This is a genomic window from Microbacterium sp. NPDC078814 (genome assembly GCF_040702645.1).
GTDB lineage: Bacteria > Actinomycetota > Actinomycetes > Actinomycetales > Microbacteriaceae > Microbacterium.
This window is the reverse complement of the sequence record NZ_JBFBLT010000005.1, coordinates 180201-200757: the sequence shown is the minus strand read 5'-3', so window position 1 is coordinate 200757 and position 20557 is coordinate 180201. Positions and strand designations below refer to the sequence as shown.

The following is a 20557-nucleotide window of genomic DNA, read 5'->3' as shown; positions in this document are numbered from 1 at the left end:
GCGATGACGGAGGCGACGGATACGGCGGAGGCCGTGCGGCCGAACCGGGCCATGATGGAACGCGACCGGGCCTCGGCGATGCTCGGGCTCGTGGTCGAACGCGACGACCCGGGGCACGCGGTCGTGTCGATGCGCGTCCGTGAGGACATGACCAACGGCTTCCAGATCACCCACGGTGGGCTCGTGTTCGCGCTCGCCGACACCGCCTTCGCGATCGCCTGCAACGAAGACGACCGGGTGACGGTGGCCGCCGGTGCCGACATCTCGTTCCTCAAGCCCACCGTCGCGGGGCAGACGCTCACCGCGACGGCCGTCCGCCGCACCCGCACCGGTCGCTCCGGCCTCTACGACGTGACGGTCGTGGACGAGCAGGGCGACGCGGTCGCCGAGTTCCGCGGCCGCTCCCGCACCACCTCCCAGACCTTCTGATCCGCCGTTCCGAGGAGTCCCCGTGTCGACGATGACCGCCCCCGCCTCCGCCCTCCGCCCGCCGACGACCGACGAGCTCGACCCCGAGGAGCGGATGAGCCGCGCCGAGATCGAGCGCCTGCAGCTCGAGCGCCTCCGGTGGACCGTGCAGCACGCCTATCGCAACGTTCCGCTCTACACGCGGAAGTTCGACGAGGCGGGCGTGCATCCCGACGACATCCGCACGCTCGACGACGTGCACCGGCTGCCCTTCACCACCAAGGACGACCTGCGCGAGACGTACCCGTTCGGGATGTTCGCGGTGCCGATGGCCGACGTCGCCCGCATCCACGCGTCCAGCGGCACCACGGGCCGCCCGACCGTCGTCGGCTACACGCGCGGCGACCTCGACCGCTGGGGGACGCTGGTGGCCCGGTCGCTCCGCGCCAGCGGCATCCGGCGCGGCATGAAGGTGCACAACGCCTACGGGTACGGCCTGTTCACGGGTGGGCTCGGGGCGCATGCCGGCATCGAAGCCCTGGGCGCCACCGTGATCCCGATGTCGGGCGGACAGACCGCCCGGCAGGTGCAGCTCATCCGCGACTTCGAGCCGGACGCGATCCTGTGCACCCCGAGCTACCTCCTCACGATCGCCGACGCGATGGCCGCGCAGGGCATCGACCCGCGGTCCACCTCGCTCCAGGTCGCGGTGCTCGGCGCGGAGCCCTGGACCAACGAGATGCGGCACGAGCTGGAGCAGCGGCTCGGCATCGACGCCCTCGACATCTTCGGGCTCAGCGAGGTGATGGGGCCGGGCGTCGGCAACGAGTGCCTCGAGACCAAGGACGGCCCGCATCTGTGGGAGGACCACTTCCTGCCCGAGGTGATCGACGGCGACTCCCTGCAGGCGCTGCCGGACGGCGAACGGGGCGAGCTCGTCTTCACCTCGCTCACCAAGGAGGCGTTCCCCGTCATCCGCTACCGCACGCGCGACATCACCCGCCTGCTCCCCGGCACGGCGCGTCCGGGTATGCGGCGGATGGAGAAGGTCACCGGGCGCAACGACGACATGATCATCCTGCGCGGCGTCAACCTCTTCCCGACGCAGATCGAGGAGCTGGTGCTCGGGATCGAGCAGCTCACGCCGCACTTCATCCTGGAGCTGACGAAGGAGGGCCGGATGGACGCCCTCACCGTCCGTATCGAGCGGCACCCCGACCTGTCCGTGGAGACGTGCGAGGCGGCGGCGCAGGTGCTGGTGCAGCGCATCAAGGTGTTCATCGGCTCGACGGTCGCTGTCCGGCTGGAGGAGCCGGGGGCGCTGCCGCGCAGCGAGGGCAAGTACAAGCGCGTCTACGACCTGCGCTGACACGCGGGGGTCTCGGCGTCGACCTCCGCGATGCGCGCGGCGGGCGGTGCGAGACTGAGGGGGATGTCCGAGATGCAGACCACGCGGCGCGGCCGCCCCGGGTACGACCAGCAGGGGATCCTCGCCGTCGCGGTGGCCGCCTTCAACGAGCACGGCTACGACGCGACCTCGATCGGGATGCTCGCCGAGCGCCTCGGGCTGTCGAAGTCGGCGATCTACCATCACTTCGGGTCGAAGGACGAGATGCTCGACCGCGCCCTCGACAGCGCCCTCGGCGGGCTCGAAGCCGTGGTCGACGCACCCCTCCCGGACAGCGGGGGAGCCGCCGATGCGGTCGCCCGCCTGGAACACGTGCTCCGCGGGGCCGTCCATGTGCTCGTGGAGCAGCTCCCCGCCGTGACGCTGCTGCTGCGCGTGCGCGGGAACACCGACGTCGAGCGCCGCGCCCTCACCCGGCGCCGGGCGTTCGACCGTCGCATCACGGCCCTCGTCGCGGAGGCGCAGGCTGAGGGTGCCCTGCGCTCCGACATCGACGCGGCCGTCGTCGCGCGCCTGACGTTCGGCATGATCAACTCGATCGTCGAGTGGTACCGCCCCGGTGGTCGCGAGGGCGCCGACCGCCTCGCCGACGACGTCGTCGCGATCGCCCTCGACGGCCTCCGCCACCCCTGACCCCGAAACCCCGTCTTCGCGCCGAGGCCCCGCCCTCTCCGCGTGGGAAGGGCGGGGCCTCGACGAGAACCCGGGGTCTCGGGATCAGGCGGGGGTGAGCTCCTTCGCGACGAGAGTCAGGACGTCGTAGGTCGCGACGAGCTCGTCGTCCTGGTTCTTCAGCACCGCGTCCCAGCGCACCTCGCCGTACTCGTCGGTCTCCCGCGGCGTGATCTGCTTGGCGGTGAGCTCGACGCGGATCTCGTCGCCGGGGGACACCGGGGTCACGAAGCGCAGGTTCTCCAGCCCGGAGTTCGCGAGCACGGGACCGGGAGCCGGATCGACGAAGAGCCCGGCCGCCCACGACACCAGCAGGTAGCCGTGGGCCACGCGTCCGGGGAAGAACGGGTTCGCCGCCGCCGACGCCTCGTCCATGTGCGCGTAGAACGTGTCGCCTGTGAACGCCGCGAACGTCTCGATGTCGTCGAGGGTGACGGTGCGCGAGGGGCTGACGACCTGATCGCCGATGCGCAGCTCCGCCAGCGACTTCCGGAAGGGGTGCACGCCGTCGTCGGTGTCGAACGGACGGGCCGAGGCCCCCTGGTGCCAGACGCCGGTGAGCGCGGTCATCATCTCCGGGGAGCCTTGCACCGCGGTGCGCTGCATGTGGTGCAGCACCGCCCGGATGCCGCCGAGCTCCTCGCCGCCGCCGGCGCGACCGGGGCCGCCGTGCACGAGGTTCGGCAGGGGAGACCCGTGGCCGGTCGAGCTGCGTGCGTCGTCGCGGTCGAGGAAGAGCACGCGGCCGTTGTACGCGGCGATCCCCGCGGCGAGCGTGGTCGCGACCTCCGGGTCGTGCGTCGCGACGCTCGTCACGAGCGAGCCGCCGCCCCGGGCCACGAGTGCCGCCGCCTCGTCCAGCGTGCGGTAGCCGAGGATGCTGGAGACGGGGCCGAACGCCTCGATCTCGTTCACGGCGGGGCTCGTCGCATCGGTGAAGCGCAGGAGCATCGGCGCCACGAACGCGCCGTCCTCCGCCGGGCCCTCGCTGCCGTCCGCACGGCGGACCGTCGGCGTCTCGGGGGAGCCGATCACGAGCTCGCCGCCGCCCTCGCGGAGCCGCGCCACCTGCCGGAGCACCTCGTCGCGCTGGGCCGTCGAGGCGAGCGGTCCCATCGTCACGCCCTCCGCGCGCGGGTCGCCCACGACGATCCGCGCGGCGAGCCGGTCGCGCACGGCGGCGATTACGTCGTCCACCGCGTCCTCCGGCACGATCGCCCGCCGGATCGCGGTGCACTTCTGCCCGGCCTTCGACGTCATCTCCGCGACGAGCTGCTTCACGTAGGCGTCGAACTCCGGCGTGCCGGAGGCCGCATCCGTGCCGAGGACCGAGGCGTTGATCGAGTCGGTCTCGCTGGTGAAGCGGACCCCGCCGGTCTGCACCGCGTCGTGCGCCCGCAGCCGCTCCGCCGTCGACGCCGAGCCGGTGAACGCGACGAGGTCGCCGAGGCGCAGGTGCTCGAAGAGGTCGGGCACGCTGCCGGACACGAGCTGCAGCGACCCCTCGGGCAGCAGACCCGATTCCACCATCACGCGCACCATGGCCTCGGTGAGGTAGCCGGTGGGGGTGGCGGGCTTCACGACCGTGGGGACACCGGCGAGGAAGGCCGGCGCGAACTTCTCCAGCGAGCCCCACACGGGGAAGTTGAAGGCGTTGATCTGCACCGCCACCCCGGGCAGCCGGGTGTAGATGTGCCGACCGAGGAAGGAGCCGTCCCGCGACAGGTTCTCCACGGCGCCGTCGACGTAGACCTTCGCGTTCGGCAGCTCGCGGCGGCCCTTGCTGGAGTACGCGAAGAGCACGCCGATGCCGCCGTCGATGTCGACCCAGGAGTCCTGCGCGGTGGCGCCGGTGCGGCTGGAGAGCGCGTACAGCTCCTCCTTGCGGGCGGTCAGCGCGAGCGCGAGCTGCTTGAGCAGCACGGCGCGCTGGTGGAACGTGAGCTCGCCAAGCGCGGCCTGGCCGGTGGTGCGGGCGTAGTCGAGCGCCGCGCCGAGGTCGAGGCCGGCGGTGGAGACGCGGGCCACCGTCTCCCCGGTCGAGGCGTCGCGCACCGCGGTGGCGTCCGCGTCGGAGGCGGGCGTCCACCAGGAGCCCTGCACGTAGCTGGGGAGGATCTCGGTCATGGGGGTTCCCTTCATCAGTCGTCCCATTCGTAGAAGCCGCGTCCGCTCTTGCGTCCGAGGTGCCCCTCCGCCACGAGGCGGCGCAGCAGGACCGGGGGTTCGAAGCGCGAGCCGAGCTGCGCCGCGAGGTACTCGGCGATGCCGAGCCGGACGTCCAGCCCGACGATGTCGGTGAGCCGGAGCGGCCCCACCGGGTGCTTGTAGCCGAGGGTCATGGCCGCGTCGATGTCGGCGGCGGAGGCGACGCCGTCCTCGAGCATCCGGATCGCCTCGAGGCCGAGCGCGACGCCCAGCCGTGACGACGCGAAACCCGGGGCGTCGGCGACGACGATGGGCGTCTTCCCCAGCGCGCGGACCCAGGAGGCGGCGTCCGCGACGAGAGTTTCCGCGCTCGCGCCGCCACGGACCACCTCCACGAGGGTCGAGGCGGGCACCGGGTTGAAGAAGTGCATCCCGAGGAAGCGCTCGGGGCGGTCGAGTACCGCGGCGAGCTCGTCGATCGAGATGGACGACGTGTTGGACGCCAGGGCCGCGTCCGGCGCAAGATGCCGCTCGACGCGGGTGAGGGCATCGATCTTGAGCGCCAGCTCCTCCGGGACGGCCTCGACGACGAGGGTGCAGTCCGCGAACAGGGCGGCGTCGGTCCCGGTCGCGAACCGGGCCCGGTAGGCCTCAGCCGTCTCGATCGCCGTGCCGCGAGCGAGCGAGGCGTCGATCGACCCGTGCACGCGGGCGGCGGCGGCCGCGGCGGCGTCGTCGTCCCGCTCGACCACGGTCACGGGGGCTCCGGCGAGGAGGAAGGCGTGGGCGATGCCGGCGCCCATGCGTCCGCCGCCGAGCACGCCGACACGGGCCGGGGCTGCGGCTTCGAGGGAGGAGGGCGTGCTCATCGGTCTCTCCGTTCCAGGAAGGCGGTCATGCGACGGTGCTTCTCCGGGCTCTCGAACAGCGCGGCCTGCTCCTCGAGGTCGACAGCGGGGTGCTGGTCGCGCGGCGCCCGGAACACCCGCTTGGTCGCGATGATCGCCGCGGGGTCGTTGCGGGCGATGCGGTCGGCGACCGCGTGGGCGGCGGCGAGGAGGTCGGCGACCTCGTGCAGCGAGGAGACGAGACCGATGCGGAGCGCTTCCTCGGCGTGCACCGTGCGGCCGGTCAGCAGCAGCTCGATGGCGCGGGCGTCGCCCACGATCTCCTTGAGGCGCCAGCTCGCTCCGGCGGCGGCGAGGATGCCCAGGCCGGTCTCCGGGTTGCCGATCTTCAGGGTCGGCGTCGCGAGGCGGATGTCGGCGGCATACGCGAGTTCCGCGCCACCGCCGAGCGCGTAGCCGTCGATCGCGGCGATCACGGGCATCGGCAGCTGCGCAACGCGGACGAACGCGTGGGCGTTGATGCCGCGACGGGCGTCGTCGGCGCGGCGTTCGCGCAGCTCGGCGATGTCGGCGCCGGCCGCGAACACCCCGTCGGCGCCGGTGAGGATGAGCGTGCGCGGCGTCTCCTCCAGCTCGGCGCACAGCGCGTGCAGGGCGTCGATCGTGGCCTGGTCGATCGCGTTGCGCTTGTGCGGACGGTTCAGGGTCGCGACGACGCGGTCCGTGGTGCGGGTGACGAGCAGCGGCTCGTCGGCGCCGCTCACACCTTCTCCAGGATCACGGCCGCGCCCTGGCCGACGCCGACGCACATCGTGGCGAGGCCGTAGCGGGAGTCCTCGCGCTCCATGCGTCCCATCAGCGTCACGAGCAGGCGCGAGCCGGACGAGCCGAGCGGGTGGCCGAGAGCGATGGCGCCGCCGTCGGCGTTCACGCGGTCCTCGTCGAGGCCGAGCCGCCGGATGCAGGCGAGCGACTGCGAGGCGAACGCCTCGTTGAGCTCCACGGCGCCGATGTCGTCGAGGGAGAGTCCCGAACGGCGCAGCGCCTTCTCCGTCGCGGGGACCGGTCCGAGTCCCATGATCTCCGGAGCCAGCGCGGCGGAGGTGCCGACGACGATCCGGGCGCGGGGCGTCAGCCCGTGGCGCTCGACGGCTTCGGCGCTCGCCACGAGCACGGCCGAGGCGCCGTCGTTGAGGGCGCTGGAGTTGCCGGCCGTGACGACCTCTCCGCCGGCCACGACGGGACGCAGGCGCGCGAGCACCTCGAGGGTGGTATCCGGGCGCGGACCCTCGTCGACGAGCACCTCGCCGTCGCGGACCGGCACGCCGACGATCTCCGGGGCGAAGCGGCCGGCGGCGATCGCGGCGGCGGCGCGCTGCTGCGAGCGGACGGCGAAGGCGTCGGCCTCGGCGCGGGTGATGCCGTCGACGCGGGCGACCTCCTCCGCGGTCTCCGGCATCGTGAAAGTGGCCTTGTCCCGCGCGGCGAGGCGCGGGTTCGGGAAGCGCCAGCCGATCGAGGTGTCGAAGGCGGCTCCGGGCTTCGCCCACGCCTTCTCCGGCTTGGCCTGCACCCAGGGGGCGCGGGTCATGGACTCGACGCCGCCGGCGACGAGGAGATCGGCGTCGCCCGCGCGGATCGCCTGCGCGGCCATGGTGACGGCGGACATCCCGGAGGCGCACAGGCGGTTGACCGTGATGCCCGGCACGGTGTCGGGGAGGCCGGCGAGGAGCACGGCCATCCGGGCGACGTTCCGGTTGTCCTCTCCGGCCTGGTTGGCGGCGCCGAGGATGACCTCGTCCAACTCCGTACGCGCCGGGTCGAGCCCGGCGCGGCGCACGGCCTCGCCGACGACGAGCGCCGCGAGGTCGTCGGGACGGACGGCGGAGAGGGTGCCGCCGTAGCGGCCGACCGGGGTGCGGACCCCTCCGACGAGGTAGGCCTCTGGCATGCGGATCTCCTGACTTCGTCGTCCTGGTGTGGTCCGGGAGCGGCCGGTCGTGAATTACTGACCGATCGTAAGGTAATTATGGCACAGGCGCACGGCCGGCCGCGATCCCGGACCAGGAGTCAGACGCTGAGATCCACGCCCTTCGTCTCCTTCACCAGCGAGACGCCGATGAGCGAGATGATCGACGCGACCGCGATGTAGACGCCGATCGTCCACGCGGCGTGGAACTGGTTCAGCAGCGCCTCCGCGATCATCGGTGCGAACGCGCCGCCGAGGATGGCCCCGAGGGCGTAGCCGATCGAGACGCCCGAGTAGCGCACGTTCGCGGGGAACATCTCGGCGTACAGTGCCGCCTGCGGGCCGTACGAGAGTCCGAGCGCGAACGTCATGACGAACAGGGCGACGAAGTACCAGACGATGTTCGCGGTGTCGATGAGGAACCACATCGGGATGGCCCACACGGCGAGGGCGACGTACCCGATCTGGAACGTGCGGATGCGGCCGAGGCGGTCGGACAGCGCGCCGCCCCACAGTGTGAAGATCAGCCAGCCGAACGAGGCGAGCGTGGTCGCCAGCAGCACCGGCGGGCGCTCCATGCCGAGAGCCGTGACGGCGTACGTCGCGAAGAACGCGATCAGCAGGTATCCGGCGGCGTTGTTGGCGATGAAGATGACGGCCGTGAGCACGACCTGCTTCGTGTGTGCGCGGAAGAGCTGCCCGAGCGGCGCCGAGGCCTCCTTGCGGCGGCGGCGGAGGTCTTCGAACACGGGGCTCTCGTCGACCGCGCGACGGATGACGTAGCCGACCGCGATGAGCACGATCGAGAGCAGGAACGGGATGCGCCAGCCCCATTCGAGGAAGGCCTCGGGGGACATCGAGCTCGTGAGGGCCCAGAGGGTGAAGGTGGCGAGGATCATGCCGACCGGCACGCCGATCTGCGGGAACGCGCCGAAGAGGCCGCGCCGCGCCGTCGGGGCGTGCTCGACGGCCATGAGGGCTGCGCCGCCCCATTCGCCGCCGGCCGAGAAGCCCTGCAGGATGCGCAGGAGGATCAGGAGGATCGGGGCGGCGACGCCGATGGCGGCGTATGTGGGCAGCAGGCCGATGAGGGAGGTGGACAGCCCCATCATCACGAGGGTGAAGACGAGCATCTTCTTCCGGCCGAGCTTGTCGCCGAGGTGTCCGGCGACGATCGCGCCCAGCGGGCGGAACAGGAACGAGATGCCGATGGTCGCGAACGAGAGCACCTGGGCGAGCCCGGGGCTCGACTCCGCGATGGGAGCGAGGAAGAGCGGGGCGAGCACGAGGCCCGCCGCCTGGGCGTAGATGAAGAAGTCGTACCATTCGATCGACGTCCCCACGAGGGTGCCGGCGAGGACGCGCCGCTCCTCGGCGGGCATCCTTCCGGTCGACGAGGCGGCTGCGGTGGCTGAGGTCATGCGAACTCCGTTGTTCTGCGAGGGGGAGCGCCGACGCGGGTACGTCGGCGATGACTTACCGAATGATCGGTCAGTAATCGCCGAGCGTAGCGTATCGGCGCTCCGCCCACGAGGGTTCGCCGGCCGGGTCGACCTCAGACCCGCCCGAAGGCGCGGAGCGGATGCTCGATGAGTTCCACCACGCGGCGGAGGAATCCGGCCGCATACCCGCCGTCGCAGACGCGGTGGTCGAACACGAGCGAGAGCTGGACAATGCGACGCGGTACGATCGCCCCGTCCACGACCCACGGCCGCTCGATGATCCGGCCGATGCCGAGGATCGCGACGTCGGGGTGGTTGATGATCGCCGCAGAGCCGTCGACGCCGAGCCCGCCGTAGTTGTTGAGGGTGAAGGTCGATCCGCGGAGCCGCTCGGGCGGGAGCGTGCCGGCGCGCGCGGTGGCCGCGAGCTCGCGCAGGGCGGCGTCGAGGTCGCCGACCGTGAGCCGGTGCGCGTGCGGGACGACCGGGACGAGGAGGCCGCGTTCGGTGTCGGCCGCGACGCCGAGGTTCACGCCGTCGAACGAGATCAACTCGGAGCCGTCGTCGCTGAGCCGCGAGGCGAGGACCGGGTAGTCCTCCAGTGCGAGCAGCACGAACCGCGCGAGGAGCGCCGTGATCGACGGGGCCTTCCCGCCCTCGGGAGCCATCTGCCCGCGGAGGTTCCAGAGCTCGGTGGCGTCGACGTCGACCCACACGGTGGCCTCGGGGATCTCCGAGCGGCTCTGGGCGAGCCGGGCGCTCACGGTACGGCGCAGCGGGGACAGGCGCTCGCGGCTGCGGACCGGGAGGCCGTCGATCTCGCCGGTGGGAGCGGTCGCGGAGGTCGGCGCCGGGGCTGCGGCGACGCCGTCCACCGCATGGTCCACGGCGGCGCGCAGCACGTCGGCGCGGGTGATCGCCCCGTCCGCTCCGGTAGGCGAGATCGTGTGCACGTCGAGGCCCAGGTCGCGGGCGAGGCGCCGCACGAGTGGTGAGCGCACGGCGACCGGAGCGGGTCGCGCGGCGTCGCGGGCGGCCGGTGCGGGCGACTCCGGAGCGGTCGCGGCGGGTGCGGCGGGTGCGGGTGCCGTCGAGGCCGGTGCTGTCGAGGCCGGTGCTGTCGAGGCGGGTGCCGGTGCGGGGCGTGGCGCCGTGGGGCGCCGTCGTCGACCCGTCGAGGCGGACGCGGAGGTGCCGTACCCGATGAGGACGTTGCCCGACCCCGCACGCTCCTCCTGCCGGTACGCCTCGTGCTCGGTCTGCGCGGCGGGAGCCTGCGGCGCGGACGCGGTCTCCTCACTGCCGGGGTCGGCGACCTCCAGCACCGGAGCCCCGACGTCGATGGTGTCGCCGGGCGTGCCGTGCAGCGCCGTCACGACGCCCGCGAACGGCGAGGGCAGTTCGACGACGCTCTTCGCGGTCTCGACCTCGGCGATGGCCTGGTCGGTCGCGATCGTGTCGCCGACAGCCACGAGCCACTGCACGAGGCCGGCCTCGGTGAGTCCCTCGCCGAGGTCGGGGAGGCGGAACACACGGGTCGCGGTCTTCACCGGGGTGCTCATGCCTCGTCCTCCCAGTGCAGCGTGTCGATCGCGTCGAGCACCCGATCGACATCCGGCAGGTACCAGTGCTCGAACTTCGGCGGCGCGTAGGGGGTGTCGAAACCGGTCACCCGCCGCACGGGGGCCTCCAGGTACTCGAAGCAGCGCTCGAACACCCGGGCCTGGATCTCGGAGGCGACGCTGACGAATCCCGGGGCCTCGGCGATCACGACCGCGCGTCCCGTGGACCGCACCGCCGCGGTGACCGTCTCGTCGTCGAAGGGGGAGAGGGAGCGCACGTCGACCACCTGCACGCTGCGCCCTTCGCCCGCGGCGACCTCCGCCGCCTCCAGCGCGAGCGGCACGGAGGCCCCGTACGCGAGGAGGGTCACGTCGGTGCCCTCCCTGGCGATGCGCGCCGCGCCGATCTCCGTCGTCACGGCGGTGTCGACCTCGCCCTTCGACCAGTAGAGCTTCTTGGGCTCGAGGAAGACCACCGGGTCCGGCGAGGCGATGGCCGCCCGGAGCAGCGAGTAGGCGTCCTGCGGGGTGGACGGGCTCACGACGGTGAGACCGGGCGTGTGCGCGTAGTACGCCTCGGACGAGTCGCAGTGGTGCTCGACGCCCCCGATGCCGCCGCCGAACGGGATGCGGATCACGAGCGGCATGCGCATCCCGCCGCGGGTGCGGTTGCCGAGCTTCGCGACGTGGCTGACGATCTGCTCGAACGCGGGGAGGGCGAAGGCGTCGAACTGCATCTCGACCACGGGGCGCATCCCGTTCATCGCCATGCCGACGGCGGTGCCGATGATGCCGGACTCCGCGAGCGGGGTGTCGAAGCAGCGGTCCTCGCCGAAGCGGGCGGTGAGTCCGTCCGTGATGCGGAAGACGCCGCCGAGGGCTCCCACATCCTCTCCGAACACGACCACGTCGGGGTCGGCGGCGAGGGCGTCGGCGAGGGCGCGGTTGAGGGCGGCGGCCATAGTCATGGTCGTGGTGGTGCCGGCGTCCGACGGGGCGACGAACGTCTCGTGCTCGGCGATGGTCATCGGGGGCCTCCGGTCGTCATCGTCTCGGCGGGGTGGGAGCGGGCGATCTCGTCCCGGAGGAGCTGCCACTGCTCCTCACGCTGCGGCGAGCGGGTCGCGGTCACGAAGCGGAAGAGGTCTTCCGGGTCGAGGTCCGCGTCGGTGTTCAGGGCGGTGCGCATGGCGGCGGCGATCTCCTCCGCGCCCGCGGCGAAGCGCGACTCGGCCTCGTCGTCCAGCGTCCCCGTCGCGGTGAGGTGCGCGCGCAGGCGGAGCAGCGGATCGCGGGCGAGCCAGGCCTGCACCTCCTCGCGTTCGCGATAGCGGGTGTCGTCGTCGGCGTTGGTGTGCGCCTGCATGCGGTAGGTGTGGGCCTCGACGAGAGAGGGGCCGCCGCCGGCGCGGGCGCGGTCGACGGCTTCGGTGAGCACCGCGAGGACCGCGGCCACGTCGTTGCCGTCGACGCGCTGCCCCGGCATGCCGTAGCCGACCGCCTTGTGGGCCAGGGAGGGGGCGGCGGTCTGCCGGGAGAGGGGGACCGAGATCGCGAACTCGTTGTTCTGCACGAAGAACACGACGGGGACGTGGAACACCGCCGCGAAGTTCATCGCCTCGTGGAAGTCGCCCTCGCTCGTCGCCCCGTCGCCGCAGAGCGCGAGCACCACGGTGTCCTCGCCGCGGTGCTTCGCCGCCTGCGCGAAGCCGACCGCGTGCAGGAGCTGGGTCGCGAGTGGGGTGGCCTGCGGGGCGACGCGGTGCGCACGGACGTCGTAGCCCGAGTGCCAGTCGCCCTTGAGGAGCACCATCGCCTCCGCGGGAGCGACGCCGCGGGCGATCACGGCGACCGAGTCGCGGTACGTGGGGAAGAGCCAGTCGGTGTCGCCGAGCACCATCGCCGCGGCCACCTGGCAGGCCTCCTGGCCGTGCGACGAGGGGTAGACCGCGAGGCGTCCCTGGCGCACGAGCGCGCCGGCCTGATCGTTGATGCGACGGCCTTCGACGAGGCCGCGGTAGGCCGCCAGCAGGACGTCGGCGGTGGGGAGCGCGTAGGTCTCGTCGGGGAGGGTGGTCCCGTCCTCGGCGATCAGTCGTACCGCGGTGTCCCGCGGGAGCATGTCGTGGGGGTGCATCCGTCCGCCTTCCTTGCCGAACTCGATGAGGACAGCATGCCGCGCGTGCGACAGTCATCCAAGATCCGTCGCAGGATCGTGGACGATTGCTCGTGACGTGCCACAATGGCTTCCGAAATGTCAGGATTTCCCGGACGCGAGAGGGGTGCCATGGCGGCGCTGGACGAGACGGATCGCGCGATCCTCGCGGAGCTGCGGCGGGATGCGCGGGCGTCCATGACCGCGATCGCCGAGGCGGTGCACATCTCCCGCGCGGGGGCGCATGCCCGCATCAAGCGCCTCACCGACGCCGGGGTCATCACGGGGTACACCGTGCGCACCGACCCCGTGCTGCTGGGGCATCACGCGAGCGCGTACGTGACCCTCGCGATCGAGCAGGCCACGTGGCAGGAGGTGAGCGCGCGGCTCCGGGCGATCCCGGAGATCGAGCACATGGCGCTCGTCGGCGGCGACTTCGACGTGCTGCTGCTCGTGCGCGCCAACGACGCCCGCGACCTGCGCCGCATCGTGCTGGAGGACATCCAGGCGATCCCGTCGATCCGCTCGACGCGGACGATCCTGATCTTCGAGGACTTCGACCGGGCGTGACGGTTGTTTCCTGCGACGGGGGACGTTGGGGTGCGACGGGCGTCGGTGCCGCGGGTCGTGGGTGGGGTGCGGGGGTCGTGCCGGGAAGCGGCGGATTTCGGCGGCGGCATGTTGTGCGGATGGTGTTGTGATGTGGAGGGTTGATCACGGGTCTGTTCGTGTGCAGGAGGAGTCCTTCGCGCGTACTGGAATATCAGTCTGAACAGGGGTAATCGGGCCTCGCAATGTCGGTGGCCCTCTGTTGAATCGTCGTATGGAAGGCACCCCGGCAGCGGTTCTCGACGACACGGTCGTCGCTCTCGACGCCGTGCTGCAGTCCGGCACCGTGGGCGCTCTCGATGCCGGGGCGATGATGCACCTGCTGCGGGTCGCGGGCGAGATCCAGCGACGCGTGGAGGCCGTGATCGTGGAGGCGGTCGCGAGCGTCGATCCGCGTCCGGCGGGGTCGGGGGAGCCGGCCTTCTGCGGAGGGTTCGGCTGTCGCTCGATGAACGAGCTGCTGCAGCGGGTGCTCAGCACCGACGGCGCGTCCGCCGCGCGCCTCGTGAAGAGCGCGCGGTTGGTGCGACGCGAGGTCGACCTGTCCTCCGGGGAGTGGCTGCCGGCGCGGTGGCCGGCGCTGCGCGAGGCCCTCCTCGACGGGGCGCTCGGCGTGACCGGGTTGCTGGCCGCGACCGGGCCGATCGAGCAGGCAGGCCCTCGCGTGCGCCTCGCCGACCGCTGGGAGGCCGACGCGTATCTCGCGGAGGTCGCTCGTGGCGAGGAGAGTTGCGACGGTGCCGAGAACAGTGATGGCGCCGAGAACAGTGATGACGCCCAGAACGAGCCCGGGCCGGCGCCGACACCCGAGGATCTGCGGGTGCGGGCGCAGCTGATCGTGCAGTACCTCGACCCCGACGGCGCGGAGCCTGCGGAAGACATCGCGCTGCGAGCGCGAGGTGTGGTGCTGGGGCGCGCCAAGGACGGCGTGATCCCGGTCCGGGGCGCACTGCTGCCCGAGGTCGCGGGGCAGCTGCAGCGGATCTGGGACGCATATCTGAACCCGAAGGTCGATGGTCCGCCGCTTCCCGGCGTGCACTTTGTCCCGTCCGCGGAACTCGAGGATTCCGATGCCGAGCAGCGGGACACGGCGGTGTCCCCGGACGACGATGTGCTCCCGGCCGGCGACCCCGGCGGGATGGTCGACGGGCGCACGCGGGCACAGAAGCAGCACGACGCGCTCGCGGCGGCCCTGGGGATCGCAGCCCGGCACGACGACATGCCGCGGCTGGGTGGTGCCGCCCCGACACTCGTGGTGACGGTCGGCGCCGAGGACTATGCCACGGGGCGCGGCTGGGCGCGGGTCGAGGGTGCCGAGACGCCGGTGTCGACGCGGGTGGCCGCGCACACGGCGTGCGGAGGGACGGTCCAGCGGATCGTGCTCGGCGCCGGAGGAAGGATCGTCGGGCTCGGGTCGAGCGACCGGATCTTTACCCCCGCGCAGCGCCGGGCGATCGGCGTGCGGGACGGTGAGTGCCTGATCCCCGGGTGTCACGTCCCCGCCGCCTGGTGCGAGATCCACCACGTCACGGAGCACGCGCACGGGGGTCCGACGCACACCGACAACGGGGTCGCGCTGTGCTGGCACCACCACCGCGCACTGGACACCTCGGGGTGGCAGATCCGCATGCGAGAGGGAGTGCCGCAGGTGCGAGGGCCGGCGTGGTGGGATCCGAGGCGACGATGGCGCACGCCGCGCCTGACGCTTACCGGCTCCCCGGACCGGACGGGGTCCCGATTCGCTCACGCGGGACCGGCCCGGGAGCGCATCCTTCGCGCGGGGACATCTCCGGCGCGCTCCGCGACAAGTGCGGCGGGAAGGGCCGACCGAGAATGAGAAGAAGACCGGCGTCCGCGCCGTGACCCGCTCGAAGGAGAGAGACCGATGTCCGATTCCGCCGTTCCCGTAGCCGTCGACTCCGGATCCGCCGATGCCGCGGCGACCGCCGCCGCTGCGCTGCTCGACCGCATCCAGGCCCCGCAGGGTGAGGGGCGCGAGATCCCCGACGCCGCGACGCGAGAGGTCATCGGACGCGCGCCCGTGGCCACGGTCTCCGACCTCGACGACGCCATCGCCCGCGCGAAGGCCGCGCAGCCCGCGTGGGAGGCGCTCGGACACGAGAAGCGGAGCGCACTCCTCCTGGCCGCGGCCGACGCCATCGACGCGAACGCCGAGGGGCTCGCCTACCTCCTGTCGCGGGAGCAGGGCAAGCCGCTGAACGGCCCCAACGCGCGGTTCGAGCTCGGCGCCTGCTCGGCCTGGCTGCGCACCAACGCCACCACCGTCCTGGAGCCGCAGGTGCTCGTCGACGACGAGACGCTGCACGCCGAGCTCGTCTACAAGGCGGCCGGTGTGGTCGGCGCCATCGGGCCGTGGAACTGGCCGCTCATGATCACGATCTGGCAGATCGGTCCGTCGCTGCGCATGGGCAACACGGTCGTCGCGAAGCCCAGCGAGTACACGCCGCTGAGCGTGCTGGCGATGCTCGCGGTGATGAACGACGTGCTGCCCGCCGACGTCCTCATCGGCGTCTCCGGCGACCGCGAGGTGGGCGGCCGCCTCGCCTCGCACCCCGACATCGCCAAGATCATGTTCACGGGCTCCACCGCGACAGGGCGCCGCATCATCGAGAGCTCCGCGGGCAACCTCGCCCGCCTCACGCTGGAGCTGGGCGGCAACGACGCGGGCATCGTGCTCCCCGGCACCGATCCCTCCGCGATCGCGGAAGACCTCTTCTGGGGTGCGTTCATCAACACCGGACAGACCTGCGCCGCCATGAAGCGCCTCTACGTGCACGACTCCGTGTACGACGAGGTCGTGGACGCGCTCGCCGCGATCGCCGCGCAGGTGCCGATGGGCAACGGGCTCGACGAGGGCAACGTGCTCGGACCGCTGCAGAACCGTCCGCAGTTCGACATCGTCAGTCGCCTCGTCGACGATGCGCGGAGCCGCGGCGCCCGGATCGTCACGGGTGGCGAGCCGGCCACCGAGCTCGGCGAGCTGTTCTACCGGCCCACCATCGTCGCCGACATCGACAACGACGCGGCACTCGTGCAGGAGGAGCAGTTCGGTCCCGCGCTTCCCGTCATCCGCTACAGCGACGTCGACGAGGCCTTCGCGCTCGCGAACGCGCTCGACGTGGGCCTCGGCGCCTCGGTGTGGGCGAGCGACCCGGAGGAGGCCCGCGCCGTCGCCGCGCGCATGCAGTCCGGCACGGTGTGGATCAACTCGCACGGCGGGCTGCACCCGATGGTGCCGTTCGGCGGCGTGAAGAGCTCGGGCTACGGGCTGGAGTTCGGCGTCGAGGGGCTCAAGTCCGTCGCCGTCACCCAGGTCGTCTCCGGACCCGGCCGGAAGGCGTGAACGTGACCGCGGCGAACAGTGGCGCGGCGCGCTCCGCCATCGTCGTCGGTGCCGGCACGTCGGGAGCCATCGTCGCGCGGCGTCTCACCGACGCCGGTGTCGCGGTGACGCTCGTCGAGGCGGGCGGCTACGACACGAACCCGGCCATCCACGACCCCTCGCGGGCGGGTGAACTCTGGCACTCCGCCGAGGACTGGGACTTCTTCACCGTGCCGCAGCCGCACGCGGCCGGTCGTCGGCTGCATCTTCCTCGCGGCAAGGTCACCGGTGGGTCGCACGCGCTGAACGCCATGATCTGGGTGCGCGGCGCGGCCTCCGACTACGACGCGTGGGAGGCGGCCGGCGCGACCGGATGGGGCTGGGCCGAGGTCGAGCCGATCTACGACGCGATCGAGAACGACCTGCTGCCGGTGACCGACGACTACGCGCTCGCGCCCATCCAGGCCTCGATCATCGACGCCGCCGTCGAGGAGGGGCTGCCACGCAACCCGAACTACAACGGGGGCACGCTCGACGGGGTCTCGCAGGAGCAGGTCACGATCACGGACGGCCGCCGCGTCAACACCTGGACCGCCTATGCGCAGCCCGTCGCCGACCGGATGACGATCCTCACCGGTCGCGCCGTGCACTCCGTGATCGTGCGCGAGGGTCGTGCGGTCGGCATCCGGCTGGGGGAGGGCGACGACGCCGAGGAGGTGCTCGCGGACGAGGTCATCCTCTCGGCGGGAGCACTCGGCACTCCTGTCATCCTGCTGCGCTCGGGCATCGGTCCCGCCGCTGAGCTGAGTGCCCTCGGCATCCCCGTCGTGCACGACGCCCCCGCCGTGGGCAAGAACCTGCACGACCACCTCCTCTCCCCGGTGATCTTCGCGACCGAGAAGAAGCCCGTCGGCCCGCCGCAGCCGGGGGTCTCCGTCACGCAGAGCCACCTGTTCTGGCGCAGCCGGGACGGCCTCGCGCAGCCGGACACGCAGCCCATCCACTTCTCCGTCCCGATGTGGGGAGAGCTGGAGCCGCGGGGCACCGACGGGTTCACGCTCATGGCGGGCCTGGTCACGCCGTACAGCCGCGGCGAGCTCCGCCTCACCGGTCCTGGCCTCGACGACCTGCCGCACATCGACCTGGCGGCGCTGGAGGATCAGCGTGATGCCGATGCCCTGGCCGCCTCGGTGCGCCAGTGCCGCCGCATCGGCGCACAGCCCGCGCTCGCCGAGGAGTGGGGTGCGGTCGAGGTCTACCCCGGGCCGGATGTCGCGGACGACGACGTGGAGGAGTGGGTGCGCCGCACGGCCATCACCTACCACCACCAGGTCGGCACCTGCCGCATGGGCTCCGACCCCGAGTCCGTTGTCGACCCGCAGCTCCGGGTACGCGGGATCGAGGGCCTCCGGGTGGTCGACGCCTCAGTCATGCCGACCGTGCCCACCGGCAACACCAACGCGCCCGCGGCCATGATCGGCGAACGCGGCGCGCGCTTCCTCCTCGCGGACTGAGGGAGGGCGGCGAGGGGACGCGGGGCGGTCACGGCAGACGCCGACGATCGCCCCGCGCTCCGGCGTGTCAGCGCGTGAGCAGCGTCACCGCCACGAGCGCGAGGGCGACGAGACCGAACCCGGTCGCGAACACCGTCAGCGCGAGCGGGAGTGCGCCGCCCGGCAGTGGCCCGCGCGCCCGGGCGGTGAGTACCGCGGTCGTCCGGCGCTGCCGCCGGCGCGCGGCGATCCAGAGCAGCGCTGCCGTGCCGACACCCAGCACACCCGGGATGAGGCCCCATCCCTCGGCGCCGGCAGGCAGCACGAGCGGGAAGACCCGCAGCGACAGCAGCGAGCCGACCGCGATCGCGAGGGCCGTGCGCCGCCAGGCCAGCTCCGTGCGCTCCGGCTGCAGCCCGGGGTCGTACAGATCGGGGGCGGGAGTATCGGGGGCGGTCATCGGCAGGGCTCCGTCAGCGCCACAGCACCCCGGCGAGGACGAGCAGCCCCGTCGTCACCACGACCACGGCGAGCACCACCGCCGACAGTGCGCCGGGCAGCGGCCGTCCCTGCCGGAGGGCGCGTTCGGCCCGCATCCACTCGAACCAGGCGAGCGGCGCCACGGCCGTGCCGGCGACCATCAGCAGCAGCGAGGCGGCCAGCCGGAACCCGGGATGCAGGTCGAGGCCGAGGACCTCGAGCGCGACGCCACCCGCGATCAGTGCCAGGCCGGTCCGGGTCCAGGCCAGGAACGTGCGCTCGTTGGCGAGGGAGAACCGGGGATCGGGCTCGTCCCCGACCCGGTAGACGGAGGCGGGGAAGCGGCGCATGCGCCCATCGTACGGCGCGGCGCGCTCAGCGCTCGTGCACCGTGCGCCCGGCGAACCACGTCGAGACGACCTCGGTGTGCACGATCTCCTCCGCCGGTCCGCCGATCGCATCCCGTTCCAGGATCACGAAGTCGGCCGACTTGCCGGGGCTCAGGGAACCGGTCTCCGCGCCGAGGCCCATCGCCGTCGCGGCGTTGATCGTGAAGACCTCCAGCGCCTCTTCGGCCGAGATCGCCTGCTCCGGCCACAGCGTGCCCGCGGCCCGGCCGAGCGGATCGGCCCGTGTCACGAGCCCCTGCAGACCCTCGAGCGTGTTCGGCGACTCACTCACGGGCCAGTCCGAGCCGCCGGCCACGAGGGCTCCGGCGTCGAGGAGGGCACGGTTGGGCTGGGAGTGCTCGGCACGCTCTCCCAGCACGTCCGCCAGCGCCCGAGGGATGACGCCCGGGTACCAGATGAACGGGGAGATGTCGGCGGAGACGTCGAGCGCCGCGAGCCGGGGGATGTCGCTCTCCGCGAGGAACTGCCCGTGCGCGATCTGCACCGGCGTCGTGAAGCCTTCCGCGCGCACGCGCGCGGTCGCGTCGAGCACGAGGCGCGCCGACCCGTCGCCGGTGCAGTGAACCTTGGCCCCGAGACCGCGGGCGGCGACGGCCCGCAGCCAGTCGGTGAGCTCGTCGAGGGTCATGGTCGTCTCGCCATGGAAGTGCGCCCCGTGCACCGGATCCGCCGGATACGGGTCGAGGAAGGAGGCGGTGCGTGCGGGCGGCACGCCGTCGAGGAAGATCTTCACGAAGTCCGGGCGATGGTGCGGCGTGCGGAACTCCTCGCCCCGGTCGAGGAGGGGAGCGCCGATGGGGTCGAATCCGAAGATCTCGTCGTTGATGAGGAGCGAGGAGACGACCCAGGCGTGCAGCTCGTCGGCGCGGTCGAGCCCGGCGAGTGCGGCGAGGATGTCGACGGAGACCCCCGCGTCCTGGAACGCCGTGATCCCGAACGAGTTCAGCAGCTCGATGCCGCGGCGGGACGCGGCGGCGTGCTGCTCCGGGGTGAGTCCGCCGCTGTGGTCATACGCCTCCTGCACCGGGATGCCGGCGGCCTCCAGGAGCACGCCGGTGGGCGTGCCGTCGTCGGGGTCGAGCAGCGTGACCCCGGAGGTCGGGATGCTGTCCGCCGTGATGCCGGCGAGCTCCAGGGCCCGGGTGCTGGCCCAGCGGTTGTGGCGGGAGTCCTCCATGAGCGCCACCGGTCGTCCGCCCGCCGCCTCGTCCAGCCGGCGCCGCGTGGCGGTGTTCGCCAGCGTCGGGAGCAGGGTCGTGGCCACGGCGCCGCCGACGATCCAGGCGTCCTCGGGCAGGGTCTGCGCCTTCTCCCGCACCCGGTCGAGGATCTCGTCGAGCGTGAGGGAGGGGGCGAGCGACAGTTCGAAGAGCTCGGTCCGTCCGGCGAGCGCGTGGTGGTTGTGCACGTCCACGAAGCCGGGGTAGACGGCCGCGTCGCCGACCTCGATGACCCGCGTGCGGCGGCCCCGGAACGCCTCCACGTCGGCGCGGTCGCCGACGGCGAGGATCCGTCCGTCGCGCACCGCGAAGGCCTCGGCGCGCGGACGGGCGCGGTCGGACGTGCGGATCACGGAGCCGGTGACGAGGAGGTCGGCGACGTCGGTCATG

At 72.5% G+C, this 20557-nt stretch carries 18 protein-coding genes; 7 read left to right on the top strand and 11 right to left on the bottom strand.

The genetic code is table 11. The features are described from left to right. The first annotated feature begins 3 nt into the window (after nucleotides 1–3). From paaI to AB0300_RS11735, 3 genes are all read left to right on the top strand, one after another. Nucleotides 4–429 carry a hydroxyphenylacetyl-CoA thioesterase PaaI gene (gene paaI / locus AB0300_RS11745; RefSeq protein ID WP_025103838.1) on the top strand — a complete coding sequence of 142 codons (426 nt, stop codon included), beginning with the start codon at nucleotides 4–6 and terminating at the stop codon, nucleotides 427–429. A 31-nt stretch (nucleotides 430–460) separates the two neighbouring features. Beyond that, nucleotides 461–1777 carry a phenylacetate--CoA ligase PaaK gene (gene paaK / locus AB0300_RS11740; protein ID WP_366216127.1) on the top strand — a complete coding sequence of 439 codons (1317 nt, stop codon included), beginning with the start codon at nucleotides 461–463 and terminating at the stop codon, nucleotides 1775–1777. Nucleotides 1778–1840: 63 nt separating this feature from the next. Beyond that, on the top strand, nucleotides 1841–2449 hold the full coding sequence (locus AB0300_RS11735) for a TetR/AcrR family transcriptional regulator (protein WP_126894598.1): 609 nt from the start codon (nucleotides 1841–1843) through the stop codon (nucleotides 2447–2449). Between the two features lie 84 nt (nucleotides 2450–2533). On the opposite strand, the gene paaZ is transcribed toward AB0300_RS11735, so the two are convergent. From paaZ to AB0300_RS11695, 8 genes are all read right to left on the bottom strand, one after another. Then, nucleotides 2534–4615: a phenylacetic acid degradation bifunctional protein PaaZ gene (paaZ, locus tag AB0300_RS11730; protein ID WP_249520805.1), complete on the bottom strand. Its 2082-nt coding sequence runs from the start codon at nucleotides 4613–4615 to the stop codon at nucleotides 2534–2536. Nucleotides 4616–4629: 14 nt separating this feature from the next. Further along, the gene (locus tag AB0300_RS11725; RefSeq protein ID WP_366216068.1) at nucleotides 4630–5505 is read right to left on the bottom strand and encodes a 3-hydroxyacyl-CoA dehydrogenase family protein; all 876 of its coding nucleotides are present in this window, start codon (nucleotides 5503–5505) and stop codon (nucleotides 4630–4632) included. Then, nucleotides 5502–6248 (bottom strand): enoyl-CoA hydratase/isomerase family protein, encoded by a 747-nt coding sequence (locus AB0300_RS11720; RefSeq protein ID WP_366216067.1) that lies wholly within the window; start codon nucleotides 6246–6248, stop codon nucleotides 5502–5504. The genes AB0300_RS11725 and AB0300_RS11720 overlap by 4 nt, the downstream gene beginning before the upstream one ends. Beyond that, complete coding sequence (locus tag AB0300_RS11715; RefSeq protein ID WP_062636001.1) at nucleotides 6245–7435, bottom strand: acetyl-CoA C-acyltransferase; 1191 nt, start codon at nucleotides 7433–7435, stop codon at nucleotides 6245–6247. Before AB0300_RS11715 ends, AB0300_RS11720 begins: the two co-directional genes overlap by 4 nt. Before the next feature lie 119 nt (nucleotides 7436–7554). After that, a complete protein-coding gene (locus tag AB0300_RS11710; RefSeq protein ID WP_025103845.1) occupies nucleotides 7555–8874 on the bottom strand; it encodes an MFS transporter in 1320 nt (439 codons plus the stop codon). A gap of 134 nt (nucleotides 8875–9008) precedes the next feature. Further along, nucleotides 9009–10457, bottom strand: a complete 1449-nt coding sequence (locus AB0300_RS11705) for a dihydrolipoamide acetyltransferase family protein (protein WP_366216066.1) — start codon at nucleotides 10455–10457, stop codon at nucleotides 9009–9011. Next, a complete protein-coding gene (locus tag AB0300_RS11700; protein ID WP_315107831.1) occupies nucleotides 10454–11485 on the bottom strand; it encodes a transketolase C-terminal domain-containing protein in 1032 nt (343 codons plus the stop codon). The genes AB0300_RS11705 and AB0300_RS11700 overlap by 4 nt, the downstream gene beginning before the upstream one ends. Further along, the gene (locus AB0300_RS11695; protein WP_366216065.1) at nucleotides 11482–12594 is read right to left on the bottom strand and encodes a thiamine pyrophosphate-dependent enzyme; all 1113 of its coding nucleotides are present in this window, start codon (nucleotides 12592–12594) and stop codon (nucleotides 11482–11484) included. Before AB0300_RS11695 ends, AB0300_RS11700 begins: the two co-directional genes overlap by 4 nt. A 150-nt stretch (nucleotides 12595–12744) precedes the next feature. Here AB0300_RS11695 and AB0300_RS11690 point away from each other — a divergent pair, with 150 nt between their 5' ends. The 4 genes from AB0300_RS11690 (at nucleotide 12745) to AB0300_RS11675 (ending at nucleotide 18078) form a co-directional block, all read left to right on the top strand. Beyond that, nucleotides 12745–13182: an Lrp/AsnC family transcriptional regulator gene (locus tag AB0300_RS11690; protein WP_071327392.1), complete on the top strand. Its 438-nt coding sequence runs from the start codon at nucleotides 12745–12747 to the stop codon at nucleotides 13180–13182. Between the two features lie 253 nt (nucleotides 13183–13435). Further along, complete coding sequence (locus AB0300_RS11685) at nucleotides 13436–15058, top strand: DUF222 domain-containing protein (protein WP_366216064.1); 1623 nt, start codon at nucleotides 13436–13438, stop codon at nucleotides 15056–15058. 48 nt (nucleotides 15059–15106) lie between these two features. Next, on the top strand, nucleotides 15107–16585 hold the full coding sequence (locus AB0300_RS11680) for an aldehyde dehydrogenase family protein (protein WP_366216063.1): 1479 nt from the start codon (nucleotides 15107–15109) through the stop codon (nucleotides 16583–16585). 2 nt (nucleotides 16586–16587) lie between these two features. Further along, a complete protein-coding gene (locus AB0300_RS11675; RefSeq protein ID WP_366216062.1) occupies nucleotides 16588–18078 on the top strand; it encodes an FAD-dependent oxidoreductase in 1491 nt (496 codons plus the stop codon). A gap of 67 nt (nucleotides 18079–18145) precedes the next feature. Here AB0300_RS11675 and AB0300_RS11670 read toward each other — a convergent pair whose 3' ends face one another. Genes AB0300_RS11670 through AB0300_RS11660 form a run of 3 tightly spaced genes read right to left on the bottom strand, consistent with a single transcriptional unit; the run spans nucleotide 18146 to nucleotide 20556 of the window. Continuing rightward, a complete protein-coding gene (locus AB0300_RS11670) occupies nucleotides 18146–18517 on the bottom strand; it encodes a DUF202 domain-containing protein (RefSeq protein WP_366216061.1) in 372 nt (123 codons plus the stop codon). A 13-nt stretch (nucleotides 18518–18530) separates the two neighbouring features. Further along, complete coding sequence (locus tag AB0300_RS11665; RefSeq protein WP_062636014.1) at nucleotides 18531–18887, bottom strand: DUF202 domain-containing protein; 357 nt, start codon at nucleotides 18885–18887, stop codon at nucleotides 18531–18533. Between the two features lie 25 nt (nucleotides 18888–18912). Further along, nucleotides 18913–20556, bottom strand: coding sequence for an amidohydrolase (locus AB0300_RS11660; RefSeq protein ID WP_366216060.1), 1644 nt, complete (start codon nucleotides 20554–20556; stop codon nucleotides 18913–18915). Between the last annotated feature and the right edge of the window lies 1 nt (nucleotide 20557).